The sequence below is a fragment of the Draconibacterium halophilum genome, assembly GCF_010448835.1.
Lineage (GTDB): Bacteria > Bacteroidota > Bacteroidia > Bacteroidales > Prolixibacteraceae > Draconibacterium > Draconibacterium halophilum.
In genome coordinates this window covers 3,894,978-3,918,895 of record NZ_CP048409.1, presented here as the reverse complement: position 1 = coordinate 3,918,895, position 23,918 = coordinate 3,894,978, and the positions used below count along the sequence as shown (strand labels likewise).

At 38.9% G+C, this 23,918-nt stretch carries 20 protein-coding genes; 5 read left to right on the top strand and 15 right to left on the bottom strand.

The window, feature by feature from the left end; all coding sequences use genetic code 11:
- Nucleotides 1-133: 133 nt before the first annotated feature.
- The 5 genes from G0Q07_RS15885 to G0Q07_RS15865 all read left to right on the top strand — a co-directional run bounded on the left by G0Q07_RS15885 (nt 134) and on the right by G0Q07_RS15865 (nt 5,968).
- Entirely contained in the window at nt 134-1,117 is a 984-nt protein-coding gene (locus G0Q07_RS15885) for an ArdC family protein (protein WP_163348018.1), read from the top strand.
- A 208-nt stretch (nt 1,118-1,325) separates the two neighbouring features.
- Nucleotides 1,326-1,637 carry a type II toxin-antitoxin system HigB family toxin gene (locus tag G0Q07_RS15880; RefSeq protein ID WP_163348016.1) on the top strand — a complete coding sequence of 104 codons (312 nt, stop codon included), beginning with the start codon at nt 1,326-1,328 and terminating at the stop codon, nt 1,635-1,637.
- Nucleotides 1,627-2,091, top strand: a complete 465-nt coding sequence (locus G0Q07_RS15875) for a helix-turn-helix domain-containing protein (RefSeq protein ID WP_163348014.1) — start codon at nt 1,627-1,629, stop codon at nt 2,089-2,091. The genes G0Q07_RS15880 and G0Q07_RS15875 overlap by 11 nt, the downstream gene beginning before the upstream one ends.
- A gap of 764 nt (nt 2,092-2,855) precedes the next feature.
- A complete protein-coding gene (rlmD, locus tag G0Q07_RS15870; RefSeq protein ID WP_163348011.1) occupies nt 2,856-4,271 on the top strand; it encodes a 23S rRNA (uracil(1939)-C(5))-methyltransferase RlmD in 1,416 nt (471 codons plus the stop codon).
- A 146-nt stretch (nt 4,272-4,417) separates the two neighbouring features.
- Nucleotides 4,418-5,968 carry an OmpA family protein gene (locus G0Q07_RS15865; RefSeq protein ID WP_163348008.1) on the top strand — a complete coding sequence of 517 codons (1,551 nt, stop codon included), beginning with the start codon at nt 4,418-4,420 and terminating at the stop codon, nt 5,966-5,968.
- 178 nt (nt 5,969-6,146) lie between these two features.
- Here the strand turns inward: G0Q07_RS15865 and G0Q07_RS15860 are convergent, their stop codons facing one another.
- From G0Q07_RS15860 to G0Q07_RS15790, 15 genes are all read right to left on the bottom strand, one after another.
- Nucleotides 6,147-6,854 carry an SDR family NAD(P)-dependent oxidoreductase gene (locus tag G0Q07_RS15860; RefSeq protein WP_163348006.1) on the bottom strand — a complete coding sequence of 236 codons (708 nt, stop codon included), beginning with the start codon at nt 6,852-6,854 and terminating at the stop codon, nt 6,147-6,149.
- 43 nt (nt 6,855-6,897) lie between these two features.
- A complete protein-coding gene (locus G0Q07_RS15855; protein WP_163347999.1) occupies nt 6,898-7,755 on the bottom strand; it encodes a hypothetical protein in 858 nt (285 codons plus the stop codon).
- 99 nt (nt 7,756-7,854) lie between these two features.
- Entirely contained in the window at nt 7,855-9,285 is a 1,431-nt protein-coding gene (lpdA, locus tag G0Q07_RS15850) for a dihydrolipoyl dehydrogenase (protein ID WP_163347996.1), read from the bottom strand.
- Nucleotides 9,286-9,297: 12 nt separating this feature from the next.
- Nucleotides 9,298-10,575, bottom strand: coding sequence for a 2-oxo acid dehydrogenase subunit E2 (locus G0Q07_RS15845; protein WP_163347994.1), 1,278 nt, complete (start codon nt 10,573-10,575; stop codon nt 9,298-9,300).
- 41 nt (nt 10,576-10,616) lie between these two features.
- Nucleotides 10,617-13,286, bottom strand: a complete 2,670-nt coding sequence (aceE, locus tag G0Q07_RS15840) for a pyruvate dehydrogenase (acetyl-transferring), homodimeric type (RefSeq protein WP_163347992.1) — start codon at nt 13,284-13,286, stop codon at nt 10,617-10,619.
- A gap of 319 nt (nt 13,287-13,605) precedes the next feature.
- A complete protein-coding gene (locus G0Q07_RS15835) occupies nt 13,606-14,259 on the bottom strand; it encodes a response regulator transcription factor (RefSeq protein ID WP_163347990.1) in 654 nt (217 codons plus the stop codon).
- A gap of 9 nt (nt 14,260-14,268) precedes the next feature.
- A complete protein-coding gene (locus G0Q07_RS15830; protein WP_163347988.1) occupies nt 14,269-15,507 on the bottom strand; it encodes a sensor histidine kinase in 1,239 nt (412 codons plus the stop codon).
- A 101-nt stretch (nt 15,508-15,608) separates the two neighbouring features.
- Entirely contained in the window at nt 15,609-16,079 is a 471-nt protein-coding gene (locus G0Q07_RS15825) for a V-type ATP synthase subunit K (RefSeq protein ID WP_163347986.1), read from the bottom strand.
- A 22-nt stretch (nt 16,080-16,101) separates the two neighbouring features.
- Nucleotides 16,102-17,925 (bottom strand): V-type ATP synthase subunit I, encoded by a 1,824-nt coding sequence (locus tag G0Q07_RS15820; protein ID WP_163347983.1) that lies wholly within the window; start codon nt 17,923-17,925, stop codon nt 16,102-16,104.
- Between the two features lie 8 nt (nt 17,926-17,933).
- Nucleotides 17,934-18,542 (bottom strand): V-type ATP synthase subunit D, encoded by a 609-nt coding sequence (locus G0Q07_RS15815; protein ID WP_163347981.1) that lies wholly within the window; start codon nt 18,540-18,542, stop codon nt 17,934-17,936.
- On the bottom strand, nt 18,542-19,030 hold the full coding sequence (locus G0Q07_RS15810; RefSeq protein ID WP_163347979.1) for a DUF2764 family protein: 489 nt from the start codon (nt 19,028-19,030) through the stop codon (nt 18,542-18,544). The genes G0Q07_RS15815 and G0Q07_RS15810 overlap by 1 nt, the downstream gene beginning before the upstream one ends.
- Before the next feature lie 11 nt (nt 19,031-19,041).
- Nucleotides 19,042-19,647 carry a hypothetical protein gene (locus G0Q07_RS15805; RefSeq protein ID WP_163347976.1) on the bottom strand — a complete coding sequence of 202 codons (606 nt, stop codon included), beginning with the start codon at nt 19,645-19,647 and terminating at the stop codon, nt 19,042-19,044.
- A 24-nt stretch (nt 19,648-19,671) separates the two neighbouring features.
- A complete protein-coding gene (locus G0Q07_RS15800; RefSeq protein ID WP_163347974.1) occupies nt 19,672-20,976 on the bottom strand; it encodes a V-type ATP synthase subunit B in 1,305 nt (434 codons plus the stop codon).
- The gene (locus tag G0Q07_RS15795; RefSeq protein WP_163347972.1) at nt 20,973-22,745 is read right to left on the bottom strand and encodes a V-type ATP synthase subunit A; all 1,773 of its coding nucleotides are present in this window, start codon (nt 22,743-22,745) and stop codon (nt 20,973-20,975) included. The genes G0Q07_RS15800 and G0Q07_RS15795 overlap by 4 nt, the downstream gene beginning before the upstream one ends.
- A gap of 300 nt (nt 22,746-23,045) precedes the next feature.
- Nucleotides 23,046-23,915 (bottom strand): universal stress protein, encoded by an 870-nt coding sequence (locus G0Q07_RS15790; RefSeq protein WP_163347970.1) that lies wholly within the window; start codon nt 23,913-23,915, stop codon nt 23,046-23,048.
- Between the last annotated feature and the right edge of the window lie 3 nt (nt 23,916-23,918).

The following is a 23,918-nucleotide window of genomic DNA, read 5'->3' as shown; positions in this document are numbered from 1 at the left end:
CCGGAAAAGTCAATGGCGGCTGAAATTGCCCATTTTAAGTCAGCCGCCCTTCGGGTGCGTTCAGTTTTTTGTTCCGCTAACTCCACAAAAAACAGACATGCACCATTGACAAGAATCCATCCGGCTAAATGGCATGCGCCAAAATTTAATGGCGTGCCAGAAGCTGCAAAAAATCCCAAGGGCATGGGTGGATTCAATGAGTAAATTTGATATTTATGAGACTGTTACTAATTTGATTGTACAACGTCTTGAAGCAGGTGTAATACCATGGCATATGCCTTGGAAAACTGCCAGTGCCATTCCTCGTAACTTGGTTTCTAAAAAGCCTTACCGGGGATTTAATTTCTGGTACTTGCTTAGCTTCGGTTTCGAAAGGCCTTATTTCCTTTCCTTTAAACAAGTTCAGGATCTTGATGGAAAGATCAAAAAGGGATCTTCATCATTTATGATTGTATTCTGGAAAATGGTGGAATACGAAAAAGATGATGAAACCAAAGAAATTCCAATGCTTCGTTATTATCGGGTATTTCATATTGATGACATTGAAGGTATCGATCCTGACAAGATCCCGGAGAACACAGCTCATGATCACGATTTCGATCCGATTGCATCGTGTGAGCAGCTTATCCAATTCTGGTCCGATTCTCCGGTAATAAAACTGGATCAGAAAAAAGCCTGTTATATTCCATCGTTAGATGAAATCCATATGCCTGGAGCAAGAACCTTTTTTCAGGATGAAGAGTATTATTCCACGATATTCCATGAATGTGTGCATGCAACAGGAGCTCGCAAGCGTTTAAATCGTCACGAAAGGTTTTCTAGTCTGAACTTCGCGGACTCTGGATATTCGCAAGAAGAGATGGTGGCCGAGATGGGAGCTGCGTACCTTTGCGGCATTTGCGGCATAGAAAATGCGACAATCGATAATAGTGCAGCTTACATTCAAGGTTGGTTAAAGAAGCTAAAAAGTGATAAGAAGTTTATTGTTATCGCTTCCGGTTTAGCCCAAAAAGCTGTTGATTATATTCTGGATCATCAGGATTCGAATCCGAAACCGGTTCTTCCTGAGCCTAAAAAGAAGAAAAGTAAATCAGCTTCTCTGTCCATGAAATTCTGATTATAAGCTAATGTTACCCTCCAATTTTTTATGCTTATATGTGCAAGTAATAGAGTGTGTTAGATTGTCATCTTGCAGGTTTTACTAATATTAGCACAACAGAAAAAACTAATCATGGTACGTTTATTAAAAAAATCAAAATAGGATGTTAGAAAAAGAAACAATCAGAAGTTACCATATGGGGTAACTTTTTTGTATCTTTGCAATAATGAGAATTATCAAAGAAAAAACTCTGACGGATTATTGCAAATCAAGTAAATACAAAAATGCGGAAGAATCTTTGAAGGCATGGATTTACGAGGTTAAATTTTCTGTTTGGGATAATGCAAGTGAGCTAAAGGCGAAATATAGGAACGCCAGCATTATAAGTTCAAAGCGGGTTGTGTTTAATATAAAAGGAAATGATTATAGGTTGATTGTGGATATTGAATATAAACTCAAGATTGTTTTTATTGTGTGGTTTGGCTCTCATAAGGAATACGATAAAATTGATGCAAAAACAGTAAGTTATGAAGACTAAAATTTTAAAAACAGAAGAAGAATATAACAAAGCATGTGAAAGAATATATTCACTTATAAATGCTTCTGAGAATGCAGTTGAACCCAACAGTCCCGAAGGTGAAGAAATGGAGTTGCTTTCATTGTTGGTTGAGAAATACGAGCTGGAAAATCATCAGATGGACGCTCCATCGCCAATAGAAGCTATTAAGTTCAGAATGGAACAAATGAACTTGAAACAGGCTGATGTAGCTCCACTTTTTGGAGGGAAAACAAGAGTCTCTGAAGTATTAAATGGAAAACGAAATTTAACGCTGAAGATGATAACCTTATTGAATAGATACCTTGGTATTCCTTTGGAATCTTTAATGAGCGGGAATAAAGAAATCAAGTTGGCTGATGATAAGAAGCAAAAATTACTGCATATATCTTCCATTAGGGAATATTTGAGCTCAGGAAGAGCGGCAGTAATTTAATTTAAATATTAGTGTGAAATATAAAACGAGATAGTAACGAATATTTGGAGAGAGACCCATAGGAGACCTAAAGATTTTGGCGTTTTTAAAATACTGGTAATCAGCTCAGTATGGAGGAGGTTCTGCCCCCAGCTGAGTCACACCACAGAAAAGCTTCGAAGAAATTCGGAGCTTTTTTTGTTTCCATCACTTCCACCAACGGGATAGGGATCTAACGATTTGCATTGAAATTTGTTGAGCTTATATTCTGCAACATATCAAGCTGGCCTGAACAAACAATATTAATCATCATTTGTACTTCATAATATTGCACCAGCTAATTCGTAATTATAATCAACTGATTTTATTGATTAAAGGTTCCGATTTAGAATGTATAAAGTAAATTGTTAATGACGATTTCTCAAAAAAAGGCTATAAAAAATACCCTCTCGGGTAAAAAGGAAGGGGAAAGCTCTATGGACGCTTTTTGAAGATGATTGATAATTTACAAACCCCTAAACACAAAACCAATCATAAATACAGAAGTCGCTTTCCCCTTTTAAAGTTTTACTTATTGAAAATAAAACCAACCATTAAATCAATAGCAAATATAAGGAAATGATTAAAGAAGAAAAGGTTTGTCAAACATAAAATCACTTTTAAGTATACAAAGCAGACTTCTTTTCCCATAATGGGAAAGTCTATTTTTTTTTGGGAAATGACTATTTAAACAATAATAATGCAATAATGAATATTGAATTATATTTGTGCAAAATTAGTTAGACGTGGGAAGAAGAAAAAGAAATAAGCCATTTTACGAGAATGTAACGATTGAAGATATTGGGTCTGAAGGAAAAGCTGTTGCACGTGTTGGCGATGTAGTGGTTTTTACCAAACTGGCCGTTCCAGGAGACGTGGTTGACTTGCAGGTAACAAAGAAAAGAAAGCGTTACCAGGAAGCCTTAGTAAAAGAGTTTAAAACTTACAGCGAAGATAGAGCCGAAGCTTTCTGTAAGCATTTTGGAGTATGCGGTGGATGCAAGTGGCAAATTCTGCCATACGAAAAGCAATTGTATTACAAGCAAAAGCAAGTGCAGGATCAACTTTCAAGGATTGGGAAGATGGATATGCCGGAAATATTGCCAATTCGTGGTTCTGAAAAGAATACTTTTTACCGGAATAAAATGGAGTTCACTTTCTCTAACAAACGCTGGTTAAGTTTTGAGGAGATAGAACGCGATGAGGAAATAAAGGACCCGAACGCGCTTGGTTTTCATGTTCCCGGATTGTTTGACAAAATCGTAAATATTCAAAAATGCTGGTTGCAAGACGATCCGTCGAACCAAATTCGTAACTTTATTTATAACTATGCGCTGAGTGCAAAACTTCCTTTTTTCGATATTCGTGAACAGAGTGGTTTCTTGAGAACATTGATTATCAGAACAACCTCAACAGGGGAATTAATGGTTATTGTAAGTTTCTTTTACGAAGACCAACCGGCACGCGAACAGCTTTTGGAAGCCGTTAAAAATGAATTCCCCGATATCACTTCGTTGCTATATGTAATTAACTCGAAAGGAAACGATACCATTACTGATCAGGAAATTAAAGTATTTGCAGGACGTGATTATATACTAGAAGAAATGGAGGGCTTAAAGTTTAAAATAGGGCCTAAAAGCTTTTATCAAACCAATTCTGATCAAGCGTATGAATTGTATCAAGTAACCCGAAATTTCGCTGAGCTTACAGGGAATGAAACTGTTTACGACCTTTATACCGGAACCGGAACTATTGCAAACTTTGTGGCAAAAAACGCTAAAAAGGTAGTGGGTATTGAATATGTGCCTGAAGCGATTGAGGATGCTAAACTAAATTCGGAATTGAATAATATTGGGAACACATCTTTTTTTGCCGGAGATATGAAAGATGTACTTAACGAAACTTTTATAAACGAACATGGTAGCCCGGAGGTGGTAATTACAGATCCGCCACGGGCAGGAATGCATGCCGATGTTGTGGAGACCATTTTAAAGATGGAGCCGCAAAAAATTGTTTACGTAAGTTGTAATCCTGCTACTCAGGCACGCGACCTTGCAATGTTCGATTCGTTGTACCAAATTGAGAAAATTCAGCCCGTTGATATGTTTCCCCATACACATCATGTCGAAAATGTGGTACTGCTCAGTAAAAGGCTTGATTAATTTCATAAAATAGCCTAACTTGGTAAAACGAAATGCAATTAAAAGTTGCAAAAATAAGGGTCATATTAAGAAGGTGGATGCTTTCTTAATATCATTATATGTATAATGTTAAACAAGTTTACTGAAAATCCGAAATTCAAATAATTATGAAAAGAGTATTACTTTTTCTTTTTGCATTTGTTCCTATGTTAATCTTTGCTCAAAAGGAATGTGTTTATTTTAAAAAAATGGTCAAACTCGAAACGGAAAAGACCAACCTCAATACCACGCAAAGTGATTTTGGTCCTGGCTTCGTCGGAAATGAACTTTGGTATTCCGCCTATACCGATGAAGAGATTGAAAAATTAAATAGTGGTTCTGAAAAGGAAATCTATTATAATTTGTATTCCACTCCAATTGATTCAAAAGGAAATGTAAAAACAGGCAAAAACGTTCAGCTTGCTTCTGCTAGCGAAGGTTATCATGCCGGACCGGTATCGTACTGCGAAGCAACCGGAGAGCTTTTTGTCACCTTAAGTAATTTCGAAAATCCGGAGGTGCGCAATAAAGTTTATCAAAAAGCGAATATTCGCTTAAAAATTATCATCGCTAAAAAAGTGAATGGCGAGTGGCAAAAAACAGGAGAATTGCCATTTAACGATCCAACCTATTCTGTTGGTCATCCAAGTATAACTGCTTCGGGAGATACTTTGTATTTTGTTTCAAACATACCAGACAAAGGCCTGGGCGGAACTGATATTTATATGTCGGTTCGTACAAACGGAACCTGGGGCGAAATGCAGAACCTGGGTGAAGCTGTAAATACTGAACAAAACGAAATGTTCCCATTTATTTATAAAGGCAAATTTTTAATTTTTGCATCGAATGGAAGAGGTTCGGGCGATGATCTTGACCTTTATAATGTTGGATTGTTTGGCGATAACATTACCGGTGTTGCAGAGCTAAGTGAACTGAACTCTGAAGGAGATGATTTTGGTTTTGTTATTCATCCCGATGAGGAAGTTGGTTACTATTGCTCGAACAAAGACGGAGGAATGGGTAGCGACGATATTTATAAAGTATTGCTTGAAAAACAAGGTTCATACGATCTTGAACTGGTTGTTATGAATAAGAAAACGATGGAAGCAGTAGATGATGCAAAAATCACTTTTGGTGGAGTTGCTCAAATGATTGCAGGAGTCGTATTTAAGAAAGAACTGGAGAAAGATAAAACATATTTAGTGGCAACCAATATTGATGGTTACATGAACGATTCGAAAACTATTTCAACTGTGGGAAAACCGTTCGGTGTTATTCGCGATACGTTGTGGATTGAAAAAGTAGAGGTAGGCCAGAAATTTGTAATGGAGAATATTTATTATGACTTTGATAAATGGGATATTTTGCCGGCATCAGAAGTTGAATTGGATAAACTGGTAAAAGTAATGAAAGATAATCCCGATTGGAAAGTGGAGCTTGGTTCGCACACCGACAGTCGTGGTAACGATGCTTACAACAAAACACTTAGTCAGAAACGTTCAGATTCTGCTGTAAGTTATATTGTTAGCAAAGGAATAGATGCGGATAGAATTACGGCCATGGGATATGGCGAAACTCAGTTGGTTAATAAATGCGACGATGGCGTTCCGTGTTCAAAAGCTGAACATCGTAAAAACCGTAGAACTGAATTTAAGATTCTTGAAATGAATGGAAATTAGTAAAAAGTAATACCAATCATCGAAAAGCTGTTCTTTTTTAAAGAGCAGCTTTTTTTGTTTTTAATACAGATACATTGCTTTTATATTCCAGAATATTTTGTCGTTTACAGCAATTGATAGCTTAATTGTTAAGGATTGCGACAGTAGTTTTTATCAATTTATCAAAAAGAGAAAATGCTCAAATTTTTCTAACATCAACAAAAGAACCAGTATCGTAACTTTTTAATTTTTCAATGGCTTCCGCATTGGTTTTTGCGGCTTCCTCAATTGTAGGCATTTCGCCCGACGAACGCGCTTTTTTCAGGCGTTCTACTGTTGGAAAATCCATTGTATCGTGCAAGCCCGAAAGGTATTCCTGCATGCCTGTGTCGATAAGACCGGGAGCCAGTGCACAAAAATGCGTTTGTGGTTGTTCATTCGCGTACAAACTTATCAGCATATTTAAAGTGGCTTTCGAAAGGGAATAGGCATTCCATCCCCGTGCACCGCTTACCGATGCCCCGGACGAAATGGCGACTATCCGGCTGATATCTTCCAATTCAGTAAAAAGGGTGTCAATAATGATCTTATTCGACCAGACATTTACATCCATCACTTTTTTAATTTCTTCCAGGCTGGTTTCTTTCATGTCTTTAATGTCATTCAGCATTCCTGCATTTAAGATCACAAGATCAAACTTATCTGTCTCCCTTAAAAACTCAGCAAGGTTATTTCTTAAATCATCAAAATCAGAAATGTCTTGTGACAGGAAGGCGAAGTTATCGAAACTATTCAATTCGGTATTCGAACGCCGGCTGATGCCATAAACGGTATGATTTTGTATTAAATAATATTTGGCCAATCCAAAGCCCAATCCAGAACTGGTTCCGGTAATCAATATTTTCATATGTTTTCGTTTTTAATGCAAGTGCAAGTTTGAATAATGATTTTTACTTAGGAAAATAAACCAAAGCCGGGCTTTTAACTGAATCCAGTAATTCAACGGTATGCGCAACCGAAAAATTTATGTTTTCGCTATCGTTGATCAATAGGAGCAGATGTCGGTTGTTTCGTTTAAAATAATTACTGATGGTATCGATAAAATCTTTGCCTTCTAAAACGTTGGTATTCAGTTTTGTTTCCGATAGGAAAAAGTCGGAAACAGTATCTTTCCAGGCAAGTGATTTTAGTTCCATAGTGGTATAATCGCCATTTAATACCACTCCAACAGCATCGATATTAAGTTTAAACTTGTCAAAGAAAAACTTAAGATCTGTAAGAGAAGTGAAATTATTCTGATCGAGGTTCAGAGGCATCAAAGCACTGATGTCTGACTTAAAGGTTTCACCCGGTGGAACGATGAAAGATGGTACGCCCGTTTTTTTAATTAAGCGCACAGCCTCTTCAGTGGTATCAAGCATGTCCTGATCCATTTCAGCATTAACTATGAGCAGACAGTCTGGGTTTTGCGCTAAACGTTGTTCGAGTTCGTCCTCAACGCTATTTTCCACAATAACCCGGTTGATCTTTAGCGGATAATTTAACCGCGATCCTTCTGCACTCAACAACTTATCTAATTTAATACTTGCCCGATTTTTCGCGTGTTTTATAGTTTCTGCATGACTCAGTGTTTCTCCGGGACTGATGCTTTGTGAGTCGGATAATGAACTGTATGCTCCCGGGTGGCTTCGCGGATCGATAACATGAAGAACATCTACCTCCGACTCTAGTTCCCTGGCCACCCGCAGGCCGTATGGGATGATTGATTTTGCAGAATTATTAATGTCGCTTAAAATAATTGTTTTCATTCGTTTGTATTTTTTTATTTTCAATGGTTACTGATGTAAATTGCATAATGCTGGTCTGGCTTATTAGAAAGACTTTTATTATGCTTTTTTCATTGTATCTTATTTTTGTTGTTTTGATTTTACAAATGTATGAGCCGGAGTTCCGTAGAACATTTCGGCGGCTTCCATAATGGTTTCTGAAAGCGTTGGATGCGGATGAATTGTAAGCGCTAAATCTTCGGCTGTTGCCCCCATCTCGATAGCCAATACAAGCTCGGCAATTAAATCGCCGGCGTTTTTACCAACAATTCCCGCACCTAAAATGCGCCCGTTGTTGGAATCAATCAGCAATTTTGTAAATCCTTTTTCAGCATTCATAGCAACTGCCCGCCCTGAGGCTGACCAGTTGAATTTCTCCACTTTAAAGGAGATCCCTTTATCTTTTGCTTCCTTTTCGGTAAGTCCGCAGGTGGCTATTTCCGGCTCTGTATAGATTACAGAGGGTAGAGCCTTGGCGTCATTTACAGCTTTTTTGCCGGAAATTACTTCAGCAGCTACTTTTCCTTCGTAGCTCGCTTTATGTGCCAGCAGAGGAGGCCCTGTTACATCGCCTATCGCATAAATATTTTTTTGTGCAGTTTGTTGTTTTTCGTTTACCTGAATAAACCCCTTTTCGTTTGTTTTTATTCCGGTGTTTTCAAGACCAATTTCTGTCGTATTTGGCTTCTGGCCTATGGCAACAAGTATTTTATCAAAAGTCTTTTTGTCGTTCTCTCCCTGCTCATTTTCCATTTCAACTTCAAGACTATCCTTTTTTGCCTTGATATTTTTTACTTTGGTTTGGAGCAGTAATTGCTGAAATGTATGCTTGCTGGCTTTTTTGTATTCTTTAACCAGGTCGCTGTCTGTTCCCGGCATCAAATCCTTGGTAAGCTCAACCAAAGTAACCTGCGAGCCCAAGGCATGGTAAATACTCGACATTTCGAGGCCGATATAACTCCCACCGATTACCAGGAGCTTGTTGGGCATATCTTCCAGATTTAGAGATTCTGCTGAATGCATAATGCGTGAATCACTGGTGTTGATGTTGGGTAAAGTTACCGGACTTGCCCCCGTTGAAATAATGGCATTTTCGAAAATAATCTGTTTTTTATTTGAATCATCGTCTGTAATTTCAATACGATTATCGTCCAGAAATTTTGCTTTCCCGCGGATGTAGTTAATTTTTCGTGCTTTTACCAATTGTCCCAATCCTGAGGTGAGTTTTTTTACCACTTCGTTTTTCCATTCTCTTATTTTGTCAATCTTTATATGTACTTTATCAAAATGAATTCCCATATCTCCGGCACTTTCAGCATCTGCCTTTATTTTGGCAAGATGTAACAATGCCTTTGTAGGTATACATCCGCGATACAGGCACACTCCGCCAGGATTAATTTCGGGATCGATAAGTGTAACTTTAAGCCCGAGGTCGGCAGCCATAAACGCCGCACGATATCCACCCGGCCCGGCTCCGATAATTACCAATTGATGTTTTTCTGTTTTGCTCATGTTTTTTCTGCTTTATTGTAAAATGTTATACGGATTTTCCAGCACTTCGCATATCCATCGCAAGAAGCGTGCGCCATCCGCTCCATCAATAACCCGATGGTCATAAGACAGTGAAAGAGGCAGGATTAATCGTTTTTTTGGCTGATGTTCATCAAAATAAACAGGTTTGAATGAGGCGCTTGAAACACCAAGAATAGCCACTTGTGGAGGTAGTACAATAGGAGTAAAGTTAGTGCCGCCAATACCTCCCAAATTCGAAATGGTAAAATTTCCTCCCTGCATTTCCTCGGGTCCCAGTTTTTTCTCGCGTGCTTTTTCGGCCAGTTCGCCAATTTCGCCTGCAAGTTGCAACAGCGATTTTTGGTTCACATCCTGAACAACCGGGACGAGCAATCCCTGTGGTGTGTCCGCTGCAATACCAATGTTAAAATAATGCTTGTATATAATTTTGTCGTTTTCCGTATCGAGGCTGGCATTAAATCTCGGAAATTTTTGCAAGGCAAAGCCAGCTATTTTTAGTAAAATAGCTGTTAGTGTTAGCTTTTTCCCCTGTTTTTCAAATTTCGAAGAATTTTCTTTTCTGAACATCTCGATATCGGTAATATCAGCTTCATCGAATTGTGTAACATGTGGGACGGTGCTCCACGATTGGCTCACATTTTTTGCTGTGATTTTCCGGATCGTAGTCATGTCCTCATTACTTGTGTTTCCCCACTTTGAAAAATCGGGTAATTCAACAGTCTGTTTCTTTTCTGTTTTGCCTTCCGTTTCGTTAGCTGATTTTACATCCTCAGCTGTAATCCGTTTTCCCGGCCCTGTTCCGGTTATTTTTGTAAGATCCAGATCGAGCTCACGTGCAAGCCGGCGAACCGAGGGTGATGCAGGTATATCGCTTAAATCTTTTTTATTGTCATCTGATTCTTCTTCAGATTCACTTTCTTGCTCTTCGTCCACGTCTTCGTTGGTTTCGGAAGTATCGCTTTCTGTCTCTTTTGTTTCTTTCTTATCTTTTGTTTCCTCTTCTTCTTCTTTGTCTTTCTCTTTTTTGTCGGACTTTGTTTCAATGATCATGATAACCTGATCCACTTTCACTTCGTCGCCTTCTTTTACCTTTATTTCATCGATTATGCCTGCAACGGGAGCGGGCAGATCGGTTGTTGCTTTATCAGTTTCCAATTCCACCAACGACTGATCTTCGTTTACCTCGTCGCCTTCAGAAACCAATATTCCTGCCACAACCGCTGTTTCAATATTCTCTGCAATTTCCGGTATTTTTATTTCTTTTTTCATGTTACAACTGTTTTGAATTCAGACTTTGAGTTTTCCTAATTTTATTGCCCGTGAGTTTTTGCCGAGGATTTATCGCTTAGTATTTCCAATTTCTTACGGGCAGCCTGTAATTTTTTGTCAGAAAATTTACCGGCGTCGTGCAAGCTAACCAATGCAGCCCAGGCAATATGCTTAGCATCGGTTTCGAAGTGATTTCGTAACTCTTCACGGTTCTCGCTTAATCCAAAACCATCGGTGCCAAGTGCTGTAAAACTACCCGGAAACCATTTCGATACCGATAACGGAAGCGCCTTTAAATAGTCGCTTGCAGCAACAAATATCCCGGGTTTTGTACCCACGCTTTCTTGTATCCACGATTTTTTATTCTCTCCCGAAATTCGATTGTTACGCTGTGTTTCGGTAGCATCGTCGTACAATTGTTTGTAGCTTGTTACACTCCATACTTCGGGGTATATATCGAAGTCTTTTTTTAGCAAATCGCGGGCTTTTAAAGCTTCGTTAAGAATAGATCCGCTTCCGAGCAAATGCAAATTATGTTTGTTTTTTGTACTTCGGCGGTATTTATATAAACCGTTTATTATTCCTTTTTCAACGTCTTTTCCTGCAGGCATAGCAGGCATTTTGTACTTCTCATTCATGATGGTTAGGTAGTAGAATATTTCTTCTCCCTTTTTGTACATTCTATTAATACCATCGCGGATGATTACGGCTATTTCGTAGGCGAAAGCCGGATCGTATGCACGAAGTCCGGGAATAGAAAGTGCCTGAATATGACTTTGACCGTCCTGGTGTTGCAATCCTTCACCAGCCAATGTTGTACGACCCGCTGTACCTCCTAGCAAGAAACCTTTGGCGCGGGCATCGGCAGCAGCCCAAATAAAATCGCCAACTCGCTGAAATCCAAACATCGAATAAAAAATATAGAAAGGAATGCAGTTTATTTGATGTGTAGAATAAGCAGTTCCCGCGGCAATAAACGACGAAATGGCACCGGCTTCAGTAATTCCTTCTTCGAGAATAGCACCATCTTTTGCTTCTTTGTAATATAAAAAGTTATCCCGGTCAACCGGTTCGTAAAGTTGTCCTTTATGGGCATAAATTCCCACCTGCCGAAATAATGAATCCATTCCAAAAGTACGCGATTCGTCGGGGACAATTGGTACTACTAGCTTTTCAAGATTTTTATCTTTTAACATTTTGCTGATTAATTGCACAGCAACCATGGTTGTAGCCACTTCTCGTTTGCCCGAGCCTTTGAAAAATTCGTCAAAAACTTTATTCTCCGGCAGTGAAATGTCTGGCGTTTCAGTCCTTCTTTTGGGGAGAAAGCCACCTAGTTGCTTTCGCTGTTGAAGCAAATATTTCATCTCGGGACTTTCGTCATCAGGTTTGTAAAACGGTGCTTTAGCAACTTCGTCGTCAGAAATTGGGATATTAAAACGATCGCGGAAAAGCATCAATTCTTCTTCGTTTAATTTCTTCTGCTGGTGTGTGATATTGCGTCCTTCGCCGGCTTCGCCAAGTCCGTAACCTTTTATGGTGGAGGCGAGAATTACTGTTGGAGCATTTTGGGTCTCCTGGGCTCTTTTAAAGGCATTGTAAACTTTTTGAGGATCATGGCCTCCACGGTTGAGTTTTTCAAGTTCCTTGTCGCTCATTTCCTTTACCATTTCCCGAAGTTCGTCGTATTTCCCAAAGAATTCTTCCCGGATGTAATCGCCTTTGGAAATCGAATACTTCTGCCGTTCACCGTCGACAAGTTCTCCCAAACGTTTTTTTAATATTCCTGTTTTATCTTTTTGAAGCAGTGCATCCCATTTCGAACCCTGTGTTACCTTTATAACGTTCCAGCCGGCACCGCTAAATGCCCCTTCAAGTTCTTCAATCACTGAACTATTTCCACGAACGGGACCATCAAGCCGTTGCAAATTGCAATTAACAACAAAAATTAAATTGTCCAATTCTTCACGCGAAGCTAGCGTTAGTGCACCAAGCGATTCGGGTTCATCCATTTCTCCATCGCCAAGAAATGCCCAAACTTTTTGTCCTTCATTGTCCAGCAATCCTTTATCTTGTAGATATTTATTAAAACGAGCCTGATAAATCGCCATAATAGGCCCAAGACCCATCGAAACGGTTGGGAATTGCCAGTAATCTTTCATCAATCGCGGGTGCGGATAGGATGACAAACCGCCATCGGGTTTTAGTTCTTTTCTAAAGTTTTCGAGCATTTTTTCCGAAAAACGCCCTTCAAGAAATGAACGCGCATAAATTCCCGGCGAGGCATGTCCCTGAAAATAAATAAGGTCGGCAGGATCTCCGTTATCGCCACCTCTGAAAAAATGATTAAATGCTACTTCGTAAAGGGTGGCTGCCGATGCGTAAGTTGATATATGACCGCCAATTCCATCGTTTTTTTTATTGGCCTGAACCACCATAGCCATGGCATTCCAGCGAATGATGCTTTTTATTTTTCGCTCCAGATCTCTATCTCCAGGGTAGTCAGTTTCTTCTGATTTCGGGATTGAGTTAATATACGGTGTTGTTAGTTTTAGTGCTTTTGTAATTCCTTTTTCCAAAGCATGCTTTCGTAGAATATCAAGAATCTCTGTAACGCGTTCATCATCATCATTTTTGATAAGGTATTCTAATGAATCGAGCCATTCCTGATTTTCAAATGCTCTTATTTTGTTCGTATTTTTTGTAGTCATAAGCCAATTTTTATGCTACACAATTAATCGCAACAGCCATTCCATAATATGCGCACAAGGTTTAATACCATTGCATTAAGCTGTAAACACGGCTTACTGCAGATAATATGTTTTTAACCGCCTGATTTGTGATTGTTTTGCTGGGGAAAACAAGCGACAGATGAGGAAGATTCTCCCCATAAAAAGGCGCTCCATAAGTGTGATAAACTGAGATTGCCACATTTGATTGGGCGGTAAGATTTGATAGAAGTGTTGAAAAATTGGAGCTCTTTCGATCAGCGTGTTATGTGTGATTTTTTATTGGGCTCGTGTCTTTTAATTAGAGCGAAATAAGTTGGTTTTTGAAAGCATAAATAACCAGGTTAACCGTGTTGAAAGTCGCTGTTTTTTGGAAGAGGTTACTTTTATGTTTCTCTACTGTTTTAGGGCTCAAATTTATTAATTCTGCAATTTGCTCATTGTTAAGTCCTTTGCAAATTAGATTTAAGATTTCTTTTTCGCGCGAAGTGAGATTGGATAATAGCTGTTCGCCCAACTTTCGTTCTTTGTCTTTGTATAAATTGCGAGAGATTACTTTTATGATTTCCGAGGAGAAATAGCTTCCTCCATCAGCAACTTTTTTTATGGCTTTTTCAAAATCTTCAATGTTCGAGCGTTTTAGCATGTAACCTTCTACTCCGGCTGATATCATTTGCTCAATGTATTCATCATCGGCAAAAGAAGTCAATGCAATTACTTTTATATCAGGATACTTTTGCAGTGCTTGTTTGGTTGCTTCAATACCGTTCATTTTTGGCATATTAATATCCATAAAAACTATGTCTGGTGCTTCATTTTCAATAAGTCCCAAAAATTCCTGACCATTTGCTGCCTGTCCTACAACTGATACGAAGTCGAAATTGCGTAATAGTAGTATCAACCCATCTCTGAAAATTTTATGGTCGTCAACAATAGTAATAGTTGTTTTTTCCATGATAGTGCGTTATAAATTGAACCTCAGCATAATTTCCACTCCCTTTCCCGTTGCGCTATTAATCTCATATTTACCACCAAACGACTTCATTCTGTTGATTATATTTCGTAATCCCATTTTCTCTTCGTCAGATGTATAAATAAGCTCAGGATTAAATCCTTTCCCATTATCACGATACAAAATAATTACTGTCTTTTTAACTTGTTGAATGTCGATGTATAGTTTTGATGCGCCAGCGTGCTTGAGTGTGTTATTTATTAGCTCATTACAAATACGATACATGTTTAGTTCCATATTTGGGTCTAATTTCATTTCCAAATTGGTTGAGTTAACGGTGCATGTAACTTCCCCAACATCATTTATTCTATCGCATATTATTTCCAGCGATTTTATTAGTCCGTATTTGTTTAAAATTGATGGATTTAGATTGTTTATTGTGGCTTCCAGGTTTTCTAAAGCTATTCCCGATAGTTCCTTTATCTGAATCAGATTTTTATTTTCAGTTTTATTTGTGCAATCTTTTTCAATTAATTTAATATAAAGCGCAATACTTGATAGAATTGAGCCTAATCCATCATGTAAGTCTGCCGCTATTCTTTTACGTTCTTTAAGTTCTACTTCAAGAGATCTGATTGCTTGTTGTTTTTCAATAGCATTGTATGAACTGATTATCCTGTAAATTAAAAAGATAGATACTAATAACAGAAAAAAAGTAAGAAGAACGAGTGTAAATACTTTTTGATTGAACCTAAAATTTTCATTTAGAATATAATCATCAATTGTTTGTTGTAAATCTTGATAGGCAATCTGGAAACTGCGATAATTAGTTAGGATAGCCGGATCAAAAGTTTGCGCATTTTTTTGCAGTGCTACTGCTGTCTTATGCTGTAATTCTTCAACCTGATTCGTAACGGATTCAAGTGATTTCCGGAGTTCGAGTTCGCGGTTGTCTTTGTATTTTGCCTCCACAAGGGAGTCGAGCGAAGTGATGTATTTTTGGGTGTTTGTAAAAGAACTTAAAATAGCCGTTCTTTTTAGGGTGTCATTAAACAAAAAATAGTCATCTAAAAATATTCTACTGTGCGATATCTCAAGATCAATGTTTTTCGAGAGCTCCAGTAATAAAAGGTGTTTGTTGTCGGGCTGTAAATTTTTTATTGAGGTATAAATAATTCCGGTACAGGAAATTGTGGTGAAGATAATGATTGCTAATAAGACTTTCCCCCGGAAAATTATTTTTAAACCCATTCTGTAAATTCAATTATGCTTGGTTAAAGATATTCAATTGTATTTACATTTTGGTTTAAATCCCCCGCTGAAAAACTGCGGGGGAATATTTCTTGATCTCATTAAGCGCCGGGAATTCCTCCCATACCAAATACCATGGCAAGAAGTGCAACAGTTTCGATGATACCCATGGCGGCGATGTACATACCGGAACCTTGTTTATCATCTACAGCGAGATTTGCACAAGCGGCTGCACCCACTCTTCCTTGCATAATTGCCGATGCTGCAATGGCGATACCAATAAAGAACGCCCAAATCATTTGGTTGGTGTAACTGTCGGGACTCAGATTTGCTCCAATCATCGAGTTCATAAAAATCATCCCGTAAATTACCTGACTTAAAGGCATACCTACCATTGCTAAAGCCAGCGAAGGAAGTTTTTTCTTGTCTCTGATCGATTGTTTCCAAAGCCCTACAGCTCCCATACCTGCAATACCTGTTCCTATTGCCGAACCTACACCTGCTATTCCCAGAGCAATGGCGTGTCCGCCAAAGCCTGCAACTGTTGTTGCTAAAATTGTTGTTAAAGTCATTTTTATACTATTTTAAAAATTTCTATTGTTTGTTGTCCTTCAAATTGAAGGGTTTATATTCATTTCCTGAAAACTCAACTTCAGCATGGCCGGCATACTCAAGCATATTTAAACGCACGCCATGAACCAGCACGGCCATTGCAGCCAGAATCATATTTAGTCCGTGTCCAAGAATTAAAACAAGTACCGCTCCAATTCCGGAAACTACTGTTGTTATGCCATCACCAATAGCCATTTGATTAAAACTTGCAGCCATTAATACGGTTGATAAACCAACTGCATAAAGTCGGATGTACGAAATAATGTCGGAAAAACCATTAATTATACTCAGCGGCAAATTACCAATTGACGTAAGCATGCCTTTAAAGAAGCTTGTTCCCGGTTTTGAAAACAAAGCTACAAGCAATGCTCCTCCAACAAATAGCCAAAGCATTATTGCCGGTGCTTCAATTCCTAAAACCATTTGGTTTACAATTAGGTACAAGCCCCAGATGATTGCAACCCATCCGAGCTGAGCAATGGCTCTTACGCTATAATTGAATTTCCATGCTACCTGCAGGTGTCCAACGGTAAGGTGCACTGCACCAATCAAAAACATAATTTTTTGCACAATAAGGTTGTCGCCACCAAAGCTGGCCAGCGATTCAACCTTTAGGCTACGTAATATTGGAAATTCAGCAATTGCCTCCGATCCAAAATAGGTTCCGGTTAATACGCCCCAAAACATAATAGATGCAGAAAGTGTGTATATTAAACCAAACTCAATTTGCTTGGCAAATTTTTTCTTTCGGTGAACCCAAAAAGTAATCAACAAAAACACAAGTCCGTAGCCTGCATCTCCCACAAGAATTCCGGTAAAAAAAGTAAAGAATACCATGAATACTCTGGATACATCCATTTCCTTGTAGCCGGGAACAAGTCCCATAAAATCCATTACCGGTTGAACACGCTGTGCCCATTTTGGGGTACGAACCAAGGTCGGAACTTCTTCCATCTCTTCGGGTAAGGGGTCTTCAATTACATATCCCCAATGATGTTCATCTGCTGTCTCAATGAATTTATCTATGTGTTCAACTGGAATAAAACCTTTCCAGAAACGCACGTGTTTATTCACCGTCAGGCCGCCAAACTGCACATTACGAACATCAAAACGGCGCAATCTTTCGTTTAACCCGTTCTGAAGTACGGCTTTTTGTGCATGCAACTGTAGTAACAACTGCCTGTTCCTTTCCAGGTCTTTATTCGTTGCGTTTAATATTTCCTTTGCATTTGCAAGTTCAGACTGAGGAAAAGGAAGTTCCTCCAGTTCAAGTAGTTTTTCATCGGCATCTTTAGTCAATAAAATGACCTGGTTTAAGTCATTTAATTTGCCAACTACCTGGATATCATTTCTGTCGGAAACTTTCTTTAGCTCCTTGTCTTCAAGCAGGTAAAGTTTTATCCAAATCCCCTTTTCGTTGAGCTCATTGATATCCTTTAGCGTAATATTTCCCCAATTCTCAGCCCATTCGATATCGATGGCTAAATTGCGTTTAATATTTTCCAACTCCTGCCTATGGTTTTCAGCATCCAACACTTTTTCCATGAGAAAAACCGCTCCTCTTTCCAGTTTTGAGTAATCGGTAATTTCATCGTCTTCAGCAACGGATTTTTGCTCCTCATCGTAACGGTTAAGAACCGCAATGGCTTTATGCAGTTGTTTTATGCGTGCTTCAACCCGCTCAATCGATTCGTCTTTAGCTGGTTGCAATGGTGAAATATGTATTACTCCAAGTTGTCCTAAAGCTGTCAGCTCGGCATCAATATCATCCGCAGAGTCGGGCATAAAAAGCATCAGTTTTTTCATTTCAGCTATCATATCTTGCCCTCCTTTTGTTTGCTTGTTTTTACCACTTTTGCTGTTGCAATTGTTAGGCGTTCGTCGTCTTGCAACTTTTGCCCAATCTTGCGAATTGCCAATTTTGCATTTGGAATCCGGCGGTTTTCAAACAGTTTTACCCGTGCCCGCACATCTAACAATTCTTCTTCCAGAAGATCGATTTGTTCTTTCAAACATTCGATTTCGGCAAGCAATTGCAATTGTTCTTGCATCAGTTCAATGGCATCGTCTACCCACAAAGGGGTATCGTCTTTAATTGGCATTACATTAAAATCAACTTTTACATATTGTTGAACACGAACGCCTGCCACATCAATGGTTTTGGTAACGATTTTATTCACCGAAATATATTCACTGATATTTACCCACGAGTCGCTCATTACTGCGGTCCATGGTTCTGCGGCTTTTCGGTTCTTTTCAATCTCTTCGCGAATTTGCTCAATCCGTTCAGAGATGGTATTTATGGTTGCCATTAAAGACTTTTCCATTGCTTCAAACAATGGTAGCATTCTTTCTGAAACCTTCAGGATTTTCTTCTGACGGGCACGTTCGGTTTTTGTATATTTAATTTTTATACCTGCCATTATTTGTCCTCCTTGTTTTTTCCCGGATCTACCACCGATGCAAGTACTTTGGCACCTTTCTTTTTGTCAAAGGAATACATTCTTTCTACAAGCTGAAGTTTAAGTTTGTAAACCAAAACTTCCGTTAAGGTAAATGTTTTCCCGGCCTCAATATCTTGTAGTTCTTCCCACTGCCAGTGCATAATATTCATCTCACGCTCCAGCGGATTTCCTTTCAGTGCTTTTTTGGGCAAACGTTCTGTTTTTGCCTGACGGTTTTTAGCTTTGGCCTCTCTAATTTCTGAAAGATCTTCCTTTATCGTTTTAATAAGCGAGGAAATTTGTTGCACTCGAACTTTAGAATTCAATTTCTGAATATCAACCGATTGCAGTGCCTTAAAATGTTTGGCAGACAACTGTTTTTTTGCGTCCTTGTTAAATTCATCAATTGTAATAGGTGGTACCTGTCCGAAGGACAACGCTGGCAAACTGGTCATAAGATAAACCATGTTTGACATATTTAATCCTCCTGACTTTTAGTGATACGATCTACCAATTCTTTATTTAGCAAAGAAAATAATCCGGTCTCAATTTCTTTTGAGCTAACAACAAAGCTAATTCCTTCTTTATCTGTCGATTTTACTTCTATTTGAGCCTTGCTCGCCGACAATGGTTTTAAAGTTACCTCTTCCTGAAGCGCTTCTTTTATTAAAAATGCTTCCATTTCTTTTAGCAACTCGGGCGGTACTTTTATCGATTTCTTTCCTGAAATAGAATCGATAACCACTTTAAGCAGTTCTTTCAGGTATTTTTCCTGTTCGAATAAGGTTTTACATTCTTTCCCAAACACCATTTGCAGGTGGTTTAACAGCGCAATTTTAGTGGCTTCAATCATGTCGCGTGAAGCCTGTGCAATTGCTTTCTGTGCATTTTTTTCGGTTTGCGAAGCTTTTGTTTCGGCTTCTTCAATAATTGTTTTGCTGGTGGCTTTTGCCTCAGCGATCAATTCTTCAGCCTGTTTTTTAGCCCGTTCAATTATTTGTTGCTTTTCTGCTTCTCCGGCGTTTATTCCCTGTTCCTTAAGTTTGGAAACAATTCCTTCAAGATTTTCTCTATTTTGTGTCATCTCTTTTTCTGATTTGATTAGTGGTTAATTCCAATATTGTTCGATCAGTTTTTTACTCAACCCTGTTTCAGTTGGTTCGAAATGTCGTTTTAAAATATCCCAGCATTTGTCTAATGCAGCTTCCAGATCTATAGGTTCTCCAAATGGTTCCTCCATGTTCGCTATAAAATCTTCGCGGTAACGAAGAAGCTTTTGCGAGAATGTATCGTTTGCTGCCCCAACTTCGGCTGCTTCGTATGCTTTTTCTGCATCGGCAAGTAACGACGCCATTACCGTCATAATAGGGCGGTGGTCGCTTCGAGTATCGCCATTCACTTGTTGTTTTAAACGCGAAAGCGAACGAGCCAGTTTCAGTTTTCCATTTTCAAGGAAGAACTGTCCCTCGGTAATGTAACCTGTATTATCGGGTACCGGATCTTCAAGCGATTCAAGCGTGGTTGCCCCAATAATGGTTATCGAACCTGCTCCTTCAATGTCGGCAGCAACTTCGTAACGCCTCGCTAACTCTGAATACAGCGATCCGGGATAACCTTGCAACGATGGTATCTGATCCTGGTAGTTAGCAACGTTTCGCAATATATTCGACCAGTTGGTCATATCGGTTAATAACACCAATACGTCTTTCCCCTGGTCAGCAAATTCGCGCGAAACACTTAGTGCCACATCGGGGAGCATTAAACCTTTAATCTGCGAGTCGCCGGCAAGGTGTGTAAACATAATTGTCTTGTCGATATTACCCGATTGTGACAACTGCTCTTTAAAGTAATGGTACTCATCGAATTTCAAACCAATACCGGCAAAAATAATTACATCGGCCTGTGCACCCTGTGCAATTTGTGATAACAAACGGTTATATGGCTCGGTTGGACCGGCAAAAATTGGAATTTTTTGCGATTTTACCAGCGTATTAAATACATCAATCATTGGAATACCTGTCCACAGTGGTTGCTTGGGAACCAAACGAACTGTTGGATTTAAGGTGTCTAAACGAGTTGATATTTTTTTCTCATAAATAATTTCAGGTCCTCCGTCAGCTACATCTCCAATTCCATCGACACTACGACCAAGCATGTTGTACGAGAAGCCTGCTGAGAGCGGAACCTCATGCATGCGTATTTTGGTTTGTGTGCTTAAGCCCTGAGTTCCGTTAAAAACCTGAAAACGCGTAAAGTCTTCGGTAATGTTAATCGCTTTGGCAAACGAGAGGCTTTGGTTGGTTTTTGCTTCCAGCAGTTCAACCACGTGGTTTAGTGCAACACCGGGATTTCCCTCAACGGAAATCAGTGCTTTTCCAACCTCACTTATTCTATTTATCTCTTTTCGTATCATAGTGTGTACTCTTCTTGTAAAATAAATTGTTCAACTTTTTTCGGAAGAACAGCCATCTCATCCAGACTTTGAGCTGAAGTGTTCCATTCTTTCCACCACTGCCGTAGCTCGTCAAATTTTGATTTTACCGTCTCTTTCACCTCTTCATCTTCCATTTCATCCTGAGCAAAATTGATGGAACTATCAATTAGTTTTTGAACTGCCTCATTAATAACAATCAGGCGTTCAGGTCTGGTACATGCATCCAGATCGTGGAAAGCATTTTGCTGCATTACACAGAAATCAATAGTTAGTCCTTTTTGATACAAAATGTATTTCTCAACCGGAACTTTTTTCAAACCAATAGTACTGATAGTTTGATCAATACCATTTGCTTCGTGAAGTGTTTGTAGCATTTTGTTACGATCATCCCACGATATAAAACTGTCGTATACAGAAGATGTATAAGCCAGCGGATCAATTGCCGGATATTTTTTTGCATCGGCACGATCTTGAGACAAGCCCCAGAACCCACCGGTTGCATCCATGGTTGCCTGGGTTACCGGTTCCTGGAAGTTACCTCCCGCAGGCGACACGGTGCCGATAAATGTTAATGAACCACCTGTGCCCTGGTCGGCACCGGCTCGTTGATACATCCCTTTAATCTGATCGGGAATATCCATTGGGAAAGCCTCAGGCCCGGGAATATCTCCCTGACGACCACTACGCTCGCGAAGTGCTTGTGCCCAACGCGACGTGGAATCGGCTAAAAGCACCACATTATATCCTTGATAACGGTAATATTCGCCAACTGTAAGTGCAATAAATACACTGGCTTCGCGTGCTGCAACAGGCATCGAACTGGTATTACCAAAAATACACATCCGGTTCATCAAGGATTCTCCGGTTGATGGGTCGTCTAATTCTGCAAAGTCTTTAAATACTTCCACGGCCTCTCCGGCGCGTTCGCCACAAGCTGCCATTATAATAATATCGGCTAAAGCATATTTACACAACGAGTGTTGTAATACCGTTTTTCCTGCACCAAAAGGGCCGGGATTTCCAACAGTACCACCATAACCAACAGGGGCCAACAGGTCAATAACACGCACTCCGGTTGAAATTGTTTTACTTGGAATAGCACGTTCTTTAAATGGAATTGGAGACTTAACTGCCCAGCGGAATGCCAGTTTCAACTCGTGTTTAACGTTTTGATTGTCTCGAATAACGGCAACGGTTTCGGTAATATTTACCGCACTTTTTTCGATAATGCTTTCAATTTTGCATTTGCCAAAATTGTAGGGTACTAAAATACTATGCGTTAATCTTCCTTCCGGAACCGTGCCAATGGTGTCGCCACCACTTACTTTGTTTCCAACGGATACCGAAGGAGTAAAGTCCCATAATTTTTCTTCATCGAGTGCCGGAGCCTTCATACCGGGAACCAAATAAGCATTTTGCTCACCTAATTTGTATAAGGGATTCTGAAGTCCGTCCCAAATGCTGGTTAAAAGTCCTGGGCCTAGAAGTACAGATAGCGACTTTCCGGTAAATTCAACCTGATCGCCAATTTGAGCTCCGGTTAAATCTTCAAAAACCTGCATTTCAACAATCCCGGCATCCGCATTTTTCGGATCGGGAATAATTTGTAACACCTCGGCTTGCAAGGATTTTCCATCTACTATAACATTGGCCGTTTCACCCATTATCACATTTCCGTAGAATCGTGCTTTTACCAACGAATCCTGAATGGATATGAGTTTGGCTGTTCTCGTTTTATTATTATTCATGTTATCTTATATAGAATGTCTAAAAACTCTTAATATAAATTGATTCTTAACTATGGAGTGATTATTCATGTTCTTTTGCATTATATTTTAACAAAACTTAACTTGTTATTGGTTCTTGTCGTGTTGACACTTTGTTTGCTTTGTATCGTTTTTATCTCGAAAAATATGCTATAAAATAACAATAGGAATGCCTGTGCTTCTATTGATAAATGAAATAGAACGGTTCCTCTTTGTAATCGTTGAAGCTTTAAATTTAGTTAGCATGAAATTAACTTTTCTGCTAATATAATTTTATAATTTTTAAAGAAAAAGTGAGTCGATAGGATTTGGGGTATAGTTTACCGTAAATACAGGCAATTTACTACCATGAACTATTTCAGAAACAAATTTTCCAATGTTAGTATTTGAGAAAATCGATTCCTCGTGAGTACGAATTATTAGTAACTCAGGCTTTTCTTCTTTTACGTATTCTAAAATAACCTGATGCGACTCCTGGTTGTACACTTTAAGCATTTTAATGTCACATTCAATATCATTTTCCCAAAGTAGTTGTTGAATTTTTTGTGCGTTTTTTAAAGCAAGACTTTTGTCTACGTTAATATTGGCTTTAAGTGCCGATAGGATAGTAACTTTTGCCTTATGTTTTTTTGCTAAAAAAGTTGCCCATAGGAGTCTTTTCTTTGTCGACTGGGTAATATCGATTGGAATTGCAATGTTTTTTATTTTGGGTACGCCAAAATCTTTATCTACAGCTAAGACCGGACATTTGGAGCGACTTACCAATTCGTTAATTTCATGTTTATCTAAAGCGCCCGGATAAGTAGTTTTGCTTTTATCTATCAACAGAAATTCAAGACCATCAGTCTTTGATTTTTCCAGTAAAACATTTACCGGATTTCCGGCCCGCGCCGAAATAACAATATTGTTAGGTAGTTCACTGCCAACAACTTTTTGAACAAAGCTTGTAATTTCTTCTTTGGCATTTTTTAATGCTATTTCTGGTTCTTCCGATTGAAAATTCCGTTCAAAAAAACCAGGCTCTTTTATTACATTTAATATAACAAGCTTTACCTCCAGAGTGCTTTGTAAATACAAAGCTTCTTTTAAAACTGTCTCTCCTTCTTTGTTTGGCGAAATAAGTGCCAAAATGCTATATTTTGTTTGTCCCATTGT

Bases quoted from the DNA above. Each gene is read 5' to 3' on its own strand.
- G0Q07_RS15795 (WP_163347972.1), bottom strand. From the start codon at position 22,745: ATGAATAATAATAAAACGAGAACAGCCAAACTCATATCCATTCAGGAT.
- G0Q07_RS15790 (WP_163347970.1), bottom strand. From the start codon at position 23,915: ATGGGACAAACAAAATATAGCATTTTGGCACTTATTTCGCCAAACAAA.
- G0Q07_RS15825 (WP_163347986.1), bottom strand. From the start codon at position 16,079: ATGACTTTAACAACAATTTTAGCAACAACAGTTGCAGGCTTTGGCGGA.
- G0Q07_RS15865 (WP_163348008.1), top strand. From the start codon at position 4,418: ATGAAAAGAGTATTACTTTTTCTTTTTGCATTTGTTCCTATGTTAATC.
- G0Q07_RS15800 (WP_163347974.1), bottom strand. From the start codon at position 20,976: ATGATACGAAAAGAGATAAATAGAATAAGTGAGGTTGGAAAAGCACTG.
- G0Q07_RS15855 (WP_163347999.1), bottom strand. From the start codon at position 7,755: ATGAAAACAATTATTTTAAGCGACATTAATAATTCTGCAAAATCAATC.
- lpdA (WP_163347996.1), bottom strand. From the start codon at position 9,285: ATGAGCAAAACAGAAAAACATCAATTGGTAATTATCGGAGCCGGGCCG.
- G0Q07_RS15805 (WP_163347976.1), bottom strand. From the start codon at position 19,647: ATGACACAAAATAGAGAAAATCTTGAAGGAATTGTTTCCAAACTTAAG.
- G0Q07_RS15860 (WP_163348006.1), bottom strand. From the start codon at position 6,854: ATGAAAATATTGATTACCGGAACCAGTTCTGGATTGGGCTTTGGATTG.
- G0Q07_RS15820 (WP_163347983.1), bottom strand. From the start codon at position 17,925: ATGAAAAAACTGATGCTTTTTATGCCCGACTCTGCGGATGATATTGAT.
- G0Q07_RS15835 (WP_163347990.1), bottom strand. From the start codon at position 14,259: ATGGAAAAAACAACTATTACTATTGTTGACGACCATAAAATTTTCAGA.
- aceE (WP_163347992.1), bottom strand. From the start codon at position 13,286: ATGACTACAAAAAATACGAACAAAATAAGAGCATTTGAAAATCAGGAA.
- G0Q07_RS15875 (WP_163348014.1), top strand. From the start codon at position 1,627: ATGAAGACTAAAATTTTAAAAACAGAAGAAGAATATAACAAAGCATGT.
- G0Q07_RS15810 (WP_163347979.1), bottom strand. From the start codon at position 19,030: ATGGTTTATCTTATGACCAGTTTGCCAGCGTTGTCCTTCGGACAGGTA.
- G0Q07_RS15885 (WP_163348018.1), top strand. From the start codon at position 134: ATGCGCCAAAATTTAATGGCGTGCCAGAAGCTGCAAAAAATCCCAAGG.
- G0Q07_RS15830 (WP_163347988.1), bottom strand. From the start codon at position 15,507: ATGGGTTTAAAAATAATTTTCCGGGGGAAAGTCTTATTAGCAATCATT.
- G0Q07_RS15880 (WP_163348016.1), top strand. From the start codon at position 1,326: ATGAGAATTATCAAAGAAAAAACTCTGACGGATTATTGCAAATCAAGT.
- G0Q07_RS15845 (WP_163347994.1), bottom strand. From the start codon at position 10,575: ATGAAAAAAGAAATAAAAATACCGGAAATTGCAGAGAATATTGAAACA.
- G0Q07_RS15815 (WP_163347981.1), bottom strand. From the start codon at position 18,542: ATGGCAGGTATAAAAATTAAATATACAAAAACCGAACGTGCCCGTCAG.